This is a genomic window from Parapedobacter sp. GCM10030251, from assembly GCF_042666505.1.
In the GTDB taxonomy this organism is placed as follows: Bacteria; Bacteroidota; Bacteroidia; order Sphingobacteriales; family Sphingobacteriaceae; genus Parapedobacter.
The window spans coordinates 198,510-213,936 of the sequence record NZ_JBHTDN010000007.1; the positions used below are offsets into that span (position 1 = coordinate 198,510).

Consider the following 15,427-nt stretch of genomic DNA (forward strand, 5'->3'; position numbering starts at 1 on the left):
TAACGTATTCTAATGAAAATCAATTTCGTAGTATCTGTAGCCCTGTTGTTTTTGGGGTTGACGGGACTTTCGTCCTGTGAGGACGAAGTTTCAAAGATGGCGACAGCCGAAACGGAGAAAGACATCACCGGTAGTTGGAAAGTGGTCCAACTTACAAGAAACGGCGAAGATCTGAGCGAGCGCCTGGATCTGTCGGGCTACCGCATCGAATTTAACTCAGATGGAACCTACACGTTGGCCGATCAGTTGCCGTTTATTGCCGATGCTCCCGGCACGTACAAACTAAGTGACCCGCAATATCCATTTGCACTGATTCTGACGCCCGAAGGCGTTCAGGAAGACGTTGTGGCGAGATTTCAATTTCCGGTGGTTCAAGGCAAGCGGCAATTGAGCTTATCCTTCAGCCTGGGATGTGAAAGCAATACGTATCAATTTAATTTTGAACGCGAAAACCAAAACTGATGAAAAAGGCAACCCGTACATTATTATATATTTACCTGGCCGTCGGCCTTTTCGTGACCCTATTCCTGGTGCATTGCGGACTGACGGCCCTGACCGTGACCGTACCTGAACAGGCGACGGTAAATGAACGCGTTACCTTCGTAATGCACAGCGGTGCAGAGCCCCGGATCGAGGAACCGGGAACCTATACGACACAGTTGCTTGCCGGTATCATGGTTCCGAAAAGTTGGAATGCCAGAGAAAATGCGGTGTTAACGTTTACCAGCCCGAAGGGAAATGGCGTCATGCGCATGATTCCGGACGCAGAAATAGAACCGGTATCGGGTCTGAGCTGGCATCAGGCAGCAAAAAAAATGTTCGGGATCGGCCCGAATCTGGTGGACGACTTTGAGTGGATCGTTTACCGGAGTACCCAATCTTATACGTTCCGCAACAATGAAGATATCAGTTTCGATGTGAAGGTGGAATGTAACGTCGGGGCAGAAAACATGCTGGTCCGATTGGGCTTTTACGTTGGCTCTTCCATCGAAAACCTCCGCCCGGAAGATACAGACTATAAAAAAGTTGCGTTTTCGCAGGTATTTGAAGTTACCGGTGGGGAGGGTGACTTGATCGACTTTGTCAATCCGCAGTTGGCCACCGTGCAACCTGTCAGGACGCTGGATAACGATATCATTACGCTGACATTTGATGCCGGGGTAACTCACACCGTATTGGATAACAAGGAAGATGTCTATGTAACCATCCGATGCTTTGATGAAGACGGATTGCTTATCGACGAAATTAATGAGCAGACCGATAAAACCCGGCTCAGAAGCATAGGGGGCAAAAAGTTCTTGCTGGATTTTTGGCCGAGGGGATATTTTAACGTGGAAAGGGGCCAGCGGATCGCCCGTCTTGAATACTTCTATACGGATGCCAGCGGTACCCTGCGCGTCGGATATGGCAATACCGAAGAGCCTTTTAGCTATACATTTCGTTGTCAGTAAGCGGACCGTTTAGCAATTGAAAAGTTACATACTAACTAAACTAGCTTGGAAATGTTGAGTCATTATATAAAAATCAGTGCAACCGGTTTACTCCTGCTGCTTGCGGCAGACCAGGTTGCATATGCAGGATTGAATAAATCAGGTGTAAGGTGCTGTGCGCTTGGTCAAATGGAGAAGAGCAGCCCCGTCAGCGTAGTTGATGAATATGGCAAACCGTTGCCGGGTGTGAAAATCTATTCGTTGCAGGGGGAACTGCTGGGCGAGACCGATGAACAGGGTGAGGTCGATGTCGCGGTGACCGGGCCGGATATGCGTATATTACTGAAGCATCCGGCTTACTACACAAAAACGTTGACGATTGAGACAACCACCGTCGTGGCCATGGTCCCGAATTACCTGCAGGAGCCCGCAACGGTTGACGTGCTGCATGATAAACGGGATCGGAACTCCGTTATCGGATCCGTCGCGGTGGTGTATAACAGCCAGCTTAAGTCAACACCCACCCCTTTGTACCTGAACGCCCTTACAGGCAGGCTTCCCGGATTGTACACACAGGAAACCAGCGGATTCCGGTCGGCACGTACCGCTCCGATTACCGCGAATGATTTGGCAGGTTCGCTGCCCACGGACGCTACCAAGTACAGCACCAGCCTGAGCGACAATGCGGAAGTGGCTTTTCAGTTGCGGGGGCAAAATCCGGTGGTGTTAATCGACGGAGTCCAACGGGAAATTTATTCGATCGATCCGGAAAGCATCGAATCGGTTACCGTCGCCAAAGATGCGCTGTCAGCTATGCTCTTGGGACAACGAAGCTCCCGGGGCGTGCTGCAGATTACGACCAGGAAAGGGAAGCCGGGGCCTCCGCGCATTTCTTTTACCGCACAAACCGGCGTACAGAATGCGCTGAAACTACCCGAGCCGTTGAGTGCTCATCAATATGCCTACCTGTATAACGAGGCCTTGTTGAATGTCGGACGGGCACCGGTGTATGCGCAGGAAGATTTTGACGCGTTTAAGAGTGGAAGCTCTCCGCTTTTTTATCCCGATGTGAATTGGTACGAGACGGTGTTGAATAAGAATAATCCCATAACCAAATATAACCTTGGGGTAAACGGCGGGACAAAGACCGCGCGATACGCCTTGTCGTTAAGTTACCTGAACCAAGAGGGAATGTTCCAGTCGTCCGATCAGTTTGACTACGAAACCAATTTAAAGCAGCAAAGATACCTGATCAATAGTTCCATCGATGTCGATGTGACGAGTGATCTCACCATCGGGCTTCAACTGTTCGGTCGGATTCAGGAGGGGCGGCAGCCCGGGGCTGGCGTAGGAAGCATACTCAATGCGCTACATGCCACGCCGAATAATGCCTATCCGATTTTCAACGACGACGGCAGTTACGGGGGGGCGTCCGAATATACCACCAACCTCTATCAACAGGTTACGGGATCGGGCTACCGCTTGGATAATACCCGCGACGTAATGGCAAACCTCGATTTCAATTACCGGTTTGACCGATGGCTGCCGGGATTATATGCCAAGGGTAAATTCAACGTTTCATCGACTTCGTCCAGCCTGGTTGACCGGAGCCGTCAGCAACCGGTGTACGACGTCCGTTACAATGAACAGGGGGAACTCGTATACGTACGGTACGGCAATATAGCGGATCAGCCCAACTCGTTTGCCACGACATCGACGGCAAATTTCGTCTACTACCAGGGAAGTGTCGGATACGATACCCCTATCGAGGGCGATCACCAGATCGGGGCGCGGGTTTTCATGGATCAACAGACCGCAAATTATCAGTTTGATCTGCCCGCGATCCATACCAATGTGGCGGCTACCGCAAATTACGCCTACCGGAAGAAATACTTTGCCGAGTTGGCAGCCAATTACTCCGGATTCAATCGCTTTCAGCCGGGAAAAAAATTCGGACTGTTTTACGCCGCAGGCTTGGCATGGGACATGGCCCAAGAGGCTTTCCTGGCGGGCCAATCCGATTGGCTGACGGAATTGAAACTGCGGGCCACCTATGGTAAAACCGGCAACACGAACGAAGGTGCATTGGGTTATTACAGCTGGCGGCCCTCCTTCGGCCAGGACGGTATTAACGGATATAACGTAGGTTCGGAATATTCGTTTGTCAGCAGTTTGGTGGAGAAAGGCCTCGCCAACGTCGATGCTACCTGGGAAAAAGGACATAAGTTTAATGTGGGATTGGATCTGTCGCTGTGGAATTCCCTTCGCCTATCTGCCGAATACTACCGGGATACGTATTACGATCTGTTGCAGCAACGGGGATCCACCATTGAGTTGATCGGAATCGGCTATCCGAACGAAAACATAGGCAAGAATCGGTATGAGGGTCAGGAGGTTGCGATCACGTATCAGAACCGGGTGGGGGACTTCCATTATTTTATTGCAGCCAATGCCTCGCGGATGCGCACCGAGGTCGTGTATATGAACGAAGTTTTCCAGAAGTATCCTTGGAACCGCCGTACCGGAATGCCGGTAGGACAGACGTTCGGTTACCTTGCCGACGGATTGATAAGAAATCAGGCGGAAGCCGACGCTGCCCCGCTTCTTGGCGGAAATGAAGTGCATCCCGGAGACGTCAAATTGGTTGACCTGAACAACGATGGCGTCATCAATATTTACGACCAGACGGCGATCGGTAATACGAAACCTTTATTGTATTTTGGAACTACCGTCGGGTTCAATTTCAAGGGACTTGATTTTAGCGTCCTGCTACAGGGAGTTGCCAACCGCACATATCAGCAAACGGATTACGCCTTCGGAAGCAGTGGGGAACGCCAGGGATACACCTACCTGTTGGGGCGATGGACACCGGAGACCGCCGAAACGGCAACGTATCCGCGCCTGACGATCGGTGCGGATCCGACCAATACCCCGTATCTCAATACCTCCAGCTATTGGACACGGTCGGGCGAATACCTGCGGATACGGAATGTCGACCTGGGCTACACGTTTCCCTTCCACTTGAGCCGGAAGATTCGGGTCTCGGCCCTCCGTATTTTTGCCAATGCGCAGAACCTGTTTACCCTTACGCCGTATGACCGGCTGGATCCCGAGATCAGCGGCGATACCGCTTATCCCATCCAGCGCGTGATCAGTTTGGGGGTGAATGTCAAATTATAAACCTGAAATCAGTTAACGATATGAACTACATACATGTGAAATGGTTTGTTTTCGTCGGCCTCGCAACGTCCGTTTTTGCCTGCAAGAGCGACCTCGAGGTTGAGCCCATTGAATTACAAACCTTGTACCAGGTATTTGATAAAAACGACTCCGCGGGGGTCGAGGCCAACCGGTTTTTGTTAGACTGCTATCGTTTCCTGCCTGAAACGGGAAACCGGGTAGGGGGAGACTTTCTGGACGCCGCTACGGATGATGCGGTCTCTTCAAACCCTACCAACACGTCGGTGCAGCAGTTGGCGATGGGAGCGTATACGTCCGACAATTATCAGGATAATCGGTGGGCCTCGTGGTACCAGGGCATCCGTCGCACAAGCATTTTTATTGCGAATATCGATCGGGTACCCTTAAAGGGGAAGCTGGCCAACGGAACTTCATTCAATCGGGTGTGGAAAGCGGAAGCCCGGTTTCTGAGAGCGTTATTTTATTTTGAACTGGTTAAGCGCCATGGTGGCGTGCCTTTGCTTGGTAACAAGGTGTATCAATTGAATGACAATATCGAGCTGCCACGCCGGGATTTCGGAGAATGCGTGGAGTTTATCGTGAGCGAATGCGACGCCATTACGGATAGCCTGCGGACCGATCCGTTTAACCTTGCTTTTTACGAACGGCCGACCAAAGCGGCGGCACTGGCGCTCAAAGCACGGGTGCTGTTATACGCGGCCAGCCCGTTGTTCAACGGCGGAAATATCGATCCGCAAAATTCCCTTACGGGTTATACCGACTTTTCTGCCGACCGGTGGGAAGCGGCGGAAAATGCAGCACGGGAAATCCTGGAAATGAATCTGTTCGCACTCGAACCGGAGTTTAAAGACGTTTTCATAACCCGGAACCACGAGCGTATATTTTCAAAGCAGGGCGGAAACAATACCAGTATCGAAAATAATAACGGGCCCGTCGGGTATTCGTCCGGCGTCAATAACGGCCGGACAAGCCCTACGCAGGAGCTGGTAGATGCATTCGGTATGGCAAACGGGTTGCCCATCGACGATCCGAACTCGGGATACAACGAAAACGATCCCTATGTAAACCGGGATGAGCGTTTTTATGCCACGATCTTTTACAACGGCGCTCCTTGGCTGGGCCGCCCGGTGGAAACGTTCGAAGGGGGTGCCGATAAGCCGGGAGGGACGAAGCAGCAGACGAAAACCAGCTATTACCTGCGGAAATTTATGGGGAATTTTGAATCGGCCGTCAATTATAGCAACGTAAACCACGATCATATCCTCTTCCGTTATGCGGAGGTACTGCTGAATTTTGCCGAAGCGCGGAATGAACGGTTGACTGCGCCCGATCAAGAGGTGTATAACGCCGTCGAGCAAATCAGGGAACGTGCCGGATTGGCACCCTTCCAGCTTTCGGCCGGACTCAGCCAATCGCAGATGCGTGACATCATCCGGAACGAACGCCGCAAGGAACTCGCTTTTGAAGAACACCGGTTTTATGACGTAAGGCGATGGAAGCTGGCCGAGCAGGAGTTCAATAAAGAGTTGTCGGCAATGACCATCTACAAGACGGGTACGGGAATCATCCGGCAGCAGACACCGGTACTAAAAATGAAGTTTGAAGAGCGGATGTATTTGGCACCGATCCCGTTTAGTGAGGTCATCAAAAATCCGCAAATGATACAAAATCCGGGTTGGTAATCAAATCGCTAATTTCTAGTCGAAAGAAACAATGAAGAGAAGTATATATCTTTTACTGGTCATGGTCGCAGCACCCGTTTTGCTTGTTGCCCAAACGGTGGTGTCAGGTGTCGTGAAAAATACCGAAGGGCCACTGGCAGGGGTGACCATTTTGGAGAAAGGTGGCAGCAACGTAGCCCAGTCTGATCAGAATGGCCGGTTCCGCATTTCCCTGAGCCGGGGTCGGAATGTATTGGTGTTCAGCAGTGTGGGATACACCACACAGGAGCGGTCGATTGAAGGGGAGGGAGAATTGGAAGTAATCCTCCAGTCCAATGTGCAGGATATCAACGAGGTGGTCGTCGTCGGATACGGAACGACGAAGAAACTGACCAGTACCGGCGCGCTGAGTTCAATTAAAGGGGCGGATATCCGGCAAATTCCCACCGCCAATGTGCAAAATACATTGGCAGGCAGGTTACCCGGGTTTGTATCGGTTCAACGATCCGGACAACCGGGCCGGGACGCTTCGGATTTTTATATCCGTGGCGTCAGTTCGCTGAATCCGGACGGGAACCAGCCCTTGATTATTGTAGATGACATTGAATATACGTATGAGCAACTGTCACAGATCAATGTAAATGAAATTGAGAGCATCTCCATCCTCAAAGATGCATCAACTACCGCGGTATTTGGTATTAAGGGGGCAAACGGGGTACTGGTGGTGAAAACCCGCCGGGGTCAGTCCGGGAGGCCAAAGATCAACGTCCGCTTGGAATCCGGTGCGCAAAGCCCGGTAACCCGGCTGAAATTCCTGGACGCTTATGAAAGTGCGCTGCTCTGGAACGAGGCGATCGCCAACACGGAGGGGGATAACACCAACCAACCTTTCAGTTCAGAAGCGCTGGAACATTTCCGGTTGGGGGACGCTCCATATGCCTATCCGGATATCAATTGGTATGAACGGATATTTAAACCCATGAGCTTTCAACGGAACAGCAATGTGGATGTAACCGGGGGTAGTGAAAGCATCAAATATTTTATTTCCGGCGGAGCGTTTTCCCAGGATGGTAATCTCTATGATTTTGAAAATCACGGTGATCAGGTGAATAACAACTACTATTACCGGCGGTTCAACCTCCGGTCCAATCTTGATGTTCAGGCTACCAAAAGCCTGCAGTTACGACTGGACTTCCGGGCAAACTTCAATCGGATCAATGCGCCAAGAGCGGGAAATATCGTGGGTGAAGTCTTTAATTTCAATAAAATACGACCCTGGTCAGCACCGTTTCTTAACCCGGATGGATCGTATGCGTATGCAGGTGATACGCAGGATTTGTCGCCTACGATCAATGCCCGGCTGGCAACAGCTGGATACAGGCTGGACCGGCGGAACGACCTGAATATCCTATTCGGAGGAACGCAGGATCTGGATGCAATCACGGAAGGGCTTTCGTTTTCAGCCCGCGTGGCTTACGCAAGTGTTGAATCCAATGGACGGGAACAGGCAAGGGATAATTTGCCCGTATATAAGTATTTCCCGGAAACAGACTCCTACCAGCTCAAAGGAGGGGCGCCATACGTTTTGAGCCCCTACACGCTCCGGGCATATCAGGGCGACTACAACAGCCGGGTAAATGTACAGGCCAATTTCAATTATGTCAGGTCGTTCGGCGAACATCAGATCAACACCCTATTGCTTTATAACCGGGAGTCTTACAGTACAAAAGGCGACAGACAGTCTAATTGGATCCCACAGAATTTTCAGGGATTTACGTTCCGGACTGGCTACAACTACAACGAGAAATACCTCGTGGATGTCACGGCTGCGTATAACGGATCCGACCGTTTTCAGGCCGACAAACGGTACGGCTTTTTTCCCGCCATATCGGTCGGGTATAACCTGGCGAAGGAATCTTTCATGATGAATAGGTTCGATTTCATCGATTTACTTAAACTGCGTGCCTCCTACGGGGTGGTAGGGTCTGATAAGGTAGCCGGTGATCGCTATTTATACCAGCAGGTTTATAACACAGGCGGTGGTTATTCGTTCGGAGAGACCCATCAAGGTGTCGGTACGATTTACGAAGGCAACCTGGGCAACAGCAACGTAACCTGGGAAAAGCAGAATTCATTTGACGTTGGTCTGGATCTGAGCGTTCTGAAGAATCGGTTCTCGCTCGTGGTTGATTATTTCCATAACATCCGCTATGACCAATTGGTAACCTCCCAATCCTTGCCGCTAAATATCGGCGTAGGGGTATCGCCCACCAACATCGCGCGCGTCCGGAACCGGGGGGTCGAGTTTGAACTGAATTACAACGACCACATCGGGGCGTTTAATTACAACGTCAAAGGCGTGTTGACTTATTTCAAGAATAAGATACTCTTTCAGGATGAACCTGCACCGGCCTTTCCGTGGCTACGGTTAACCGGGCATCAGGTAAACCAACCCATGGGATATCTGTTTGACGGTTTTTATACCGAAGAGAACCTGGCCGAAAGTGCAAAACCGGCAGGTGGCTATGAAGTGCAACCGGGGGATTTGCGTTATAAGGACTTGAACGGTGACGGTGTGATCGATGATTTCGACCGGACCGCAATCGGTAGACCGGATATACCCAACACCAGCTTTGGGCTGACGTTGGGCGGGAGTTACAAAGGTTTTAGTTTCAATATTCTGTTGCAGGGTACTACCGGATATAGCTTTAGCGTCCAAGGAAGCGGAATCGAGCCTTTTCAGAGTCAGTTTCAGCCCATACATCAGCAGCGGTGGACGCCTGAAAGCGCTTCGACGGCTCGTTTCCCCCGGTTGACAACAAATCCGACGACCATCAATAGCCCGTCGTCCTACCTGTCTGATTTCTGGCTGATTGATGCTACCTACCTCCGGTTGAAAACCGTTGAACTGGGCTACCAACTGCCCGATCGTTGGCTGCCGTTCAAGATGAACAACGCACGGGTTTACTTGAGTGGCTATAACCTGCTGACGTGGACGAATTATTCGCTGTACCAACAGGATCCGGAAGTTACTTCCAATACGGCCGGAGATGCCTATCAAAATCAACGGGTAGTCAATTTAGGTATTCAAATCGGGCTTTGATGAAACCGTGAAATATACTGACCAAATTAAACTAAAAAGCCATGAAACGCGCAATTTTCAGTATGATACTAGGGTTTGTCCTGGTTACCTCATGCGATAAACAATTTGAAATGCCACCCCATCCGGGTAGAATGATCAAGGATTTCGTGCTGGAAAGCGGCCAGCATGGGGCAGCGACCATCTATAGAGAAGGCGACGTATTCAAAATATTGGTGCGGGTGGATTCCGAAGCCGATCTGACAAACATCACGCCGATTATTACCATTTCGGACCAAGCAACCATCAGTCCCGAATCCGGTAAACCGATTGATGTGTCGGCCACGAAAAAAATCACCTACACGGTCACCTCGGCATCCGGACTACGTCGCCAGTGGGAGGTTGAATTCAAAGTGTATGAGTCCGGTATCACCGACTACGACACATACAGCATCGCGACGTCAACGGGTTTGGTGTTGCAAACCGCAGGGGATAGGAACTTTAACGAGAAGTATTGGCAGAATGCCACCATGACGGTGGCTGCCGCCGAAGCGACCACGGCAGAGAACCTCCAGCGGTGGCAGGAGTGGGATCTCATCTATCATAGCACGGAAAATGAGATCCGCTATTATCAGCTCCGTAATCTCAACAGCGGGATGTTCCTCCAGGCGGCGGACGCCGGTTCGCCGGTTACGCAACATCCGGAACTGAAGACCAATGCCGACCTTCAGCTCTGGCAGATCGAGGAGTCCACAGAGACTGGGCAATACGAGATTGCTAATAAGGCCAATGGGCTTTATCTGACCCTGAGCGGTCTTGGAGCGGCGAACCTGACGGTGGTAAGTGCCGAAAAGCAAGGAAGCGAACGCCAACGGTGGATCCTCACCAAGCTTCCCAAAGACAGTTACCGGGATGGCGATGTGACCCAGTTTTTTGCCCGGACCACCGGATCGGTAGCGTTCGATCAGGGCACCAGCATCCCGCTTTCAGACGGGCGGGTATTGTGGGTCACCCAGGATGCCTGGTATGAAGGAAATCTTACCCCCAACGGCCGGCTTTACGGTGACCGCTTTATATCTTACACCAATTCCATCATCATTCAGTCTACCATGGACAACTGGGACCCCAGGTCACCGATGATGACCAGGCAGGGAGCCAGTCACAACATCGGTAACATCTGTCCCATTCCGGAAGGTGCAGGCAGAAATTGGGTCGGCCCCGGAGTCGAATTGGGCGATTACGTGTATATTCATGGCGGGGAAGGCAACGGACTCGAAGATACCGACCAGGCCATTTACAAACTGAAAAAGGAATCCGGCAACGAATGGAACCAGGTAGAACGGTTGGCCATACCGGGCATGACCGGTCAGCTGGCTATCGGCTACAAGGACGGTATGGTGAAGGCCAGTGACGGGTATGTGTATGTCTACGGGGAACGCGCAAAGCCGGAAACGTTTGGGTACAATACCCTTTTGTATGTGGCGCGATTCCCCCACGATTCCCCGACGGATTGGACATTTTGGGATGGAACTGCGTGGGCTTCGATGCCATCCACTGCCTCGGTGGCGGTAGTCGACGAAGGAAACGGAACGAACAACTTCGCTTATTTAAATGGAAAGTATCTCCATTTGACCATGGATCAGGGCTTCTATTGCGGTATTCCTTCGGTCAATATGTATATATCCACGTCCACCAGTCCGACAGGGCCTTTTACGGAACCCAAGCTCGTGTACAGTTTTACGGAATACTACAAAGGATACAACGCGCGGGTTTATACGCCGATCATCCACACGGCGTCTCAGAACGATAAAAATGAGTTGCTGCTTACCTATAGCATTAATTTTGGCGCCTGCGCAGAAAATAACGAAGGCAGTGTAAAGGAAAGTGACGGCAACCTTGATCCCTATTTTTATCGGGTCAAGGGTGTCCGTGTACCGTATGAAATGCTAGGTTTATAGGTGAGACCATGAAATTGAATCGATTAAAAGCCCTGATTGGTTGCTGCCTTTTGTTCTCTATCCGTAGCTTTGCTGCGCCGGTTGACAGTTTGCACCTATCCGACGTCCTGCAAAGCCATATGGTTATTCAGCAAAACCAACCCTTCAAGGTCTGGGGAGAAGCCAAACCGGGCAGGAAAGTCGTCATCCATGCAGATTGGCTCACGGTCCCGACGGAAGTTTATGCGGATGCAAATGGCAATTTCATGGGGATCATTCCCGTGCCAAAGGCAGAAAAGGGTAACTTTACGGCGCACCGTATTGATGTCACGGCGGGCGACGAGCAGGTCGAATTGAGCAACCTCTTGATCGGCGACGTTTGGATATGCAGTGGCCAATCCAACATGCAGTTTTCCGTCAAGGAGATGACGGGCGCGGAACAAGTCATTTCCGGGGCTGATCAATCACATATCCGGCTATTGAATGTGGCGCTTAATTTCAGCGAAACGCCATTGGAAAATTTCAAGGGCAACTGGCAGGTCTGCTCCCCCGAGTCGGTTTCGGGATTTAGCGCAGTGGGGTATTCGTTTGGTAAAAAGTTATCCGACAATCTCAACATTCCCATTGGGTTGATTTTTACCGGAATTGGTGCCTCGAGTGTTCAGGCGTATATTCCGAAAGCGGATCTGGCGGCCGACACGATGCTCAACCGGGTGTATTTGCAGCCCTACCTGGCGGACCCGAAATCGAAGGAACCGGTAGATGGGGGCTTCTCTTTTGAAAAGGTCATGCGGCCGTATCTTTTATACAATGCCATGATTCATCCGCTGGTCAATCTGTCCATCAAAGGAGTTGTCTGGTATCAGGGTGAAGCCAACCACCTGGAAAGGGAAAGTTACGTGCGGGCGACACAGACGATGATCAACAGCTGGCGACGGGACTTTTCACAGGACCAGTTACCCTTTTATTATGTGCAGATTGCGCCATTTTTCCATGATCGTGAAGATCCGGCGCTGGCATTTGACGCCTATTTCAGGGAGGCACAGGAAAAAATAGCCGACCTCAATAATACCTATATGGTCAGCACGATGGACGTTGGCGACGCGAAGGACTTGCATCCAAAAAGCAAAAAGCCCGTTGGCGAGCGGCTGGCTGCCGTTGCGCTTAACAGAGCGTATAACCAGTTGGATGTCGTGTATCAAGGGCCGCTTGTGGACAACGTGGAATGTGCGGGGCGCAAGGCTTATGTTTCCTTCAAGGCCGAAACGCTGGGAGCCGGCCTTCAAACGAACGACGGGCAACCGCCTCGATTTTTCTATGTGGCCGGGGCGGACCGGGTTTTCTATCCCGCGGAAGCGCGCATCGACGGCAACCGTATTGTGGTGGAAAGCCGTAAAGTAGCCGATATCGCCGCCGTGCGGTATGCCTTTTTTAACTATCCGGTAACGAATCTGGAAAATAAAGAAGGCTTTCCGGCCCTTCCTTTCCGGACCGATACGTGGGAAGAAAAAATGAAGTAGATGAATCCGATGAAGAAACAATCGTTAGTAATACTCCTTTTTTGCGGGCTGCTGAACATCCGATTTTCGGCGATGGCGCAGGAAGCTTATTTCATAGATGGCTACCATGGAGGCGTCTATGGGCATTACCCGCTGGGGCAGACCGATTTTATTACGAAAATGCTGAAAAAGTATCCCGAGTGGGACATCAACCTGGAAGTCGAGCCTGAAACATGGGATGCGGTGAAATTGCGTGATCCGGCGGCCTACGAAGCATTCAAACATCTATTTGAAGACCAGTCGGTCAGCACCGGGCGGATTGAATATGTCAATCCCACCTATGCGCAGAGTTATCTTTTCGCCACCTCCGGTGAAAGCAACATCCGCCAATTCTCCTACGGCATGGAGTTGCTCCGGAAACATTTTCCGTCGGCCGTATTTACCACTTATTCGGCCGAGGAACCTTGTTTTACCAGTTCGCTTCCCTATATCCTGAAATCGTTCGGATTCAAATACGCGTCCACCAAGAACCCCAACACCATGTGGGGCGGTTATACCCGGGCATTTGGGGGCGAGTTGGTCAACTGGATCGGTCCCGACGGTACCGCCATCACCACAGTGCCCCGTTATGCCATCGAAGACCTTCAACCGGGTTCGACGTGGCAAAGCATCGCCTGGTTTAACAGCAAGGAGTATATCCGGAAATCGTTTGATGCGGGCATCCAACATCCGGTGGGGATGACCATTCAGGATGCTGCCTGGAGCCACGGATGGGCAAAGGGGCCATGGCTCGGGCAGGATACCTCCCAATTTTATACCCCTACCCGGTATACAACCTGGCGCAACTACATCGCCAACTATTCCATCGGAACGCCCGATGAAGATTGGCACTTCTCCCAGGAAGATGTCCTGACCAGCCTGGTATGGGGTAGTGAAGTGATGAATACGCTCGCGCAGGAGGTCAGAGGGGCGGAAAACAAGATTGTACAGGCCGAGAAAATGGCAGCGTTTGCTTCGCTCGTGAAAAACACGCCCTGGCCGGAAAGGCTTGTAGACGAAGGATGGATTAAACTACTGCTTTCGCAGCATCACGATTGCTGGATCGTCCCCTACAACAATCTCCAGGGCGGGCGTACCTGGGCCGATCACGTAACCGAGTGGACGGGAGTGACCCGCCAGAATAGCAACGTGGTTATTGATCGAGCGCTGAAAGCCCTGAATGGAAAAAGCGGACAAAATGCGGTTCGGTTGTTCAACACCCTGGCGGTCGACCGGGACGAAATAGCCCGTGTCAAAGTGCCTTCGAATTGGGTTCGTTCGGCTTGGGAGGTCGTCGATCGGCAGGGCAAGGCGCATCCCGCACAGCTGGTCAAAGAAGATGGCATCACCTGGATGTTGTTCCGTGCACAGGTTCCCTCTTTTGGCTATTCCACCTACACCGTCCGCGAGGGAAAAGCAGCCGCCAGCGATGCGCTATCGTATCGTCAGGAAAAGGGTAAATACGTGCTCGAAAGCGATCTATACCGACTCGTTATCAATCCGGAAAAAGGCGGTGTGATTGAAAGCCTGGTTGCCAAAAAGCTCAACAACAAAGAATATGTAGACGCTACCAGCAACTGGCGCTTCAACGAACTCAAAGGCTATTTCGGCGAACAGTCAACCTTTATATCCAGCGCCGACAAGCCTGCCAGCATACGGGTTGTGGAACATGGGCCGTTGATGCTTCAACTGGCAATCGATGGGATGATCGGCGAACACCCCTTTACCCAAACCATCCAACTACAGCAAAACGAAGAAAAAATAGACATGGGCGTATTTATCGATTGGCAGCGCAATGAGGCCATCGGAGAAGCTGGCATTCCATTCAGTGCCGAAAACCCAAGGAAAGCATTTTATGACGATCGCTATAAACTGCTGGTCTGTTTTCCGGCAGCCATCAGCGATCAGCAAATCTACAAGGATGCGCCTTTCGATGTGACTAAAAGCCAATTGGAAAATACGTATTTCAACCGGTGGGACGAGATCAAGCACAACATTTTGTTAAACTGGGTGGATCTCGGAAGCAACGGTAAAGACCCCAGTTTGGCCCTTTTTACCGACCATACCACCAGTTACGTGCACGGTAGCGATCATCCGTTGGCGCTTACCCTGCAATATTCGGGTAGGGGGCTATGGGGCCGGGATTATACCATCACGGGTCCTACGGATATCTCCTACAGTTTGCTGCCGCACGCCGGTAAATGGGACGACGACCGGATCTGGACCCGAAGTGAACGCACAAACGAGCCGCTGGTAGCTGCCTTGGTCGACGCTGGGGCCGAGGACGTAACGCAGCAATCGTATTTTTCCATCGAAGACTATGCGTATGAGTTGGTATCCATGGAAATGAAAGGAGCAGACCTCTACATCCGGCTCTTCAATGCCCAAAGCGATCAAACCGAGCGGCAGATCACATTTGGCGGAAAGGCGGATACGATAGAATGGGTAGAGTTAAGCGGTGAGGTTTCCGGGCAAGCGCAATATAGGACCGCAGAAAACCATGCAACGGCCATCACGGCCCGTATTCCCCGCTTCGGTATCCGGACCCTCAGGCTCAGCAACGTGAAAATGGAATGATTCG

General features: G+C 51.3%; 8 protein-coding genes. All 8 read left to right on the forward strand.

Translation table 11 applies throughout. The features are described from left to right. Window positions 1–12: 12 nt before the first annotated feature. From ACFQRK_RS18485 to ACFQRK_RS18520, 8 genes are read left to right on the forward strand one after another with little or no spacing between them, the layout of a single operon-like run. Window positions 13–462 carry a DUF5004 domain-containing protein gene (locus ACFQRK_RS18485; RefSeq protein WP_379009379.1) on the forward strand — a complete coding sequence of 150 codons (450 nt, stop codon included), beginning with the start codon at window positions 13–15 and terminating at the stop codon, window positions 460–462. Further along, complete coding sequence (locus ACFQRK_RS18490) at window positions 462–1,451, forward strand: DUF4961 domain-containing protein (protein WP_379009381.1); 990 nt, start codon at window positions 462–464, stop codon at window positions 1,449–1,451. The genes ACFQRK_RS18485 and ACFQRK_RS18490 overlap by 1 nt, the downstream gene beginning before the upstream one ends. Before the next feature lie 51 nt (window positions 1,452–1,502). Further along, window positions 1,503–4,610: a SusC/RagA family TonB-linked outer membrane protein gene (locus ACFQRK_RS18495; protein ID WP_379009384.1), complete on the forward strand. Its 3,108-nt coding sequence runs from the start codon at window positions 1,503–1,505 to the stop codon at window positions 4,608–4,610. Window positions 4,611–4,630: 20 nt separating this feature from the next. Further along, window positions 4,631–6,313 carry a RagB/SusD family nutrient uptake outer membrane protein gene (locus ACFQRK_RS18500; RefSeq protein ID WP_379009385.1) on the forward strand — a complete coding sequence of 561 codons (1,683 nt, stop codon included), beginning with the start codon at window positions 4,631–4,633 and terminating at the stop codon, window positions 6,311–6,313. 31 nt (window positions 6,314–6,344) lie between these two features. Then, window positions 6,345–9,395 carry a SusC/RagA family TonB-linked outer membrane protein gene (locus tag ACFQRK_RS18505; protein ID WP_379009388.1) on the forward strand — a complete coding sequence of 1,017 codons (3,051 nt, stop codon included), beginning with the start codon at window positions 6,345–6,347 and terminating at the stop codon, window positions 9,393–9,395. A 41-nt stretch (window positions 9,396–9,436) separates the two neighbouring features. After that, window positions 9,437–11,329 (forward strand): RICIN domain-containing protein, encoded by a 1,893-nt coding sequence (locus tag ACFQRK_RS18510; protein WP_379009389.1) that lies wholly within the window; start codon window positions 9,437–9,439, stop codon window positions 11,327–11,329. A gap of 8 nt (window positions 11,330–11,337) precedes the next feature. Beyond that, window positions 11,338–12,828, forward strand: coding sequence for a sialate O-acetylesterase (locus ACFQRK_RS18515; RefSeq protein ID WP_379009390.1), 1,491 nt, complete (start codon window positions 11,338–11,340; stop codon window positions 12,826–12,828). Further along, complete coding sequence (locus ACFQRK_RS18520) at window positions 12,829–15,423, forward strand: glycoside hydrolase family 38 C-terminal domain-containing protein (RefSeq protein ID WP_379009392.1); 2,595 nt, start codon at window positions 12,829–12,831, stop codon at window positions 15,421–15,423. Window positions 15,424–15,427: the final 4 nt, after the last annotated feature.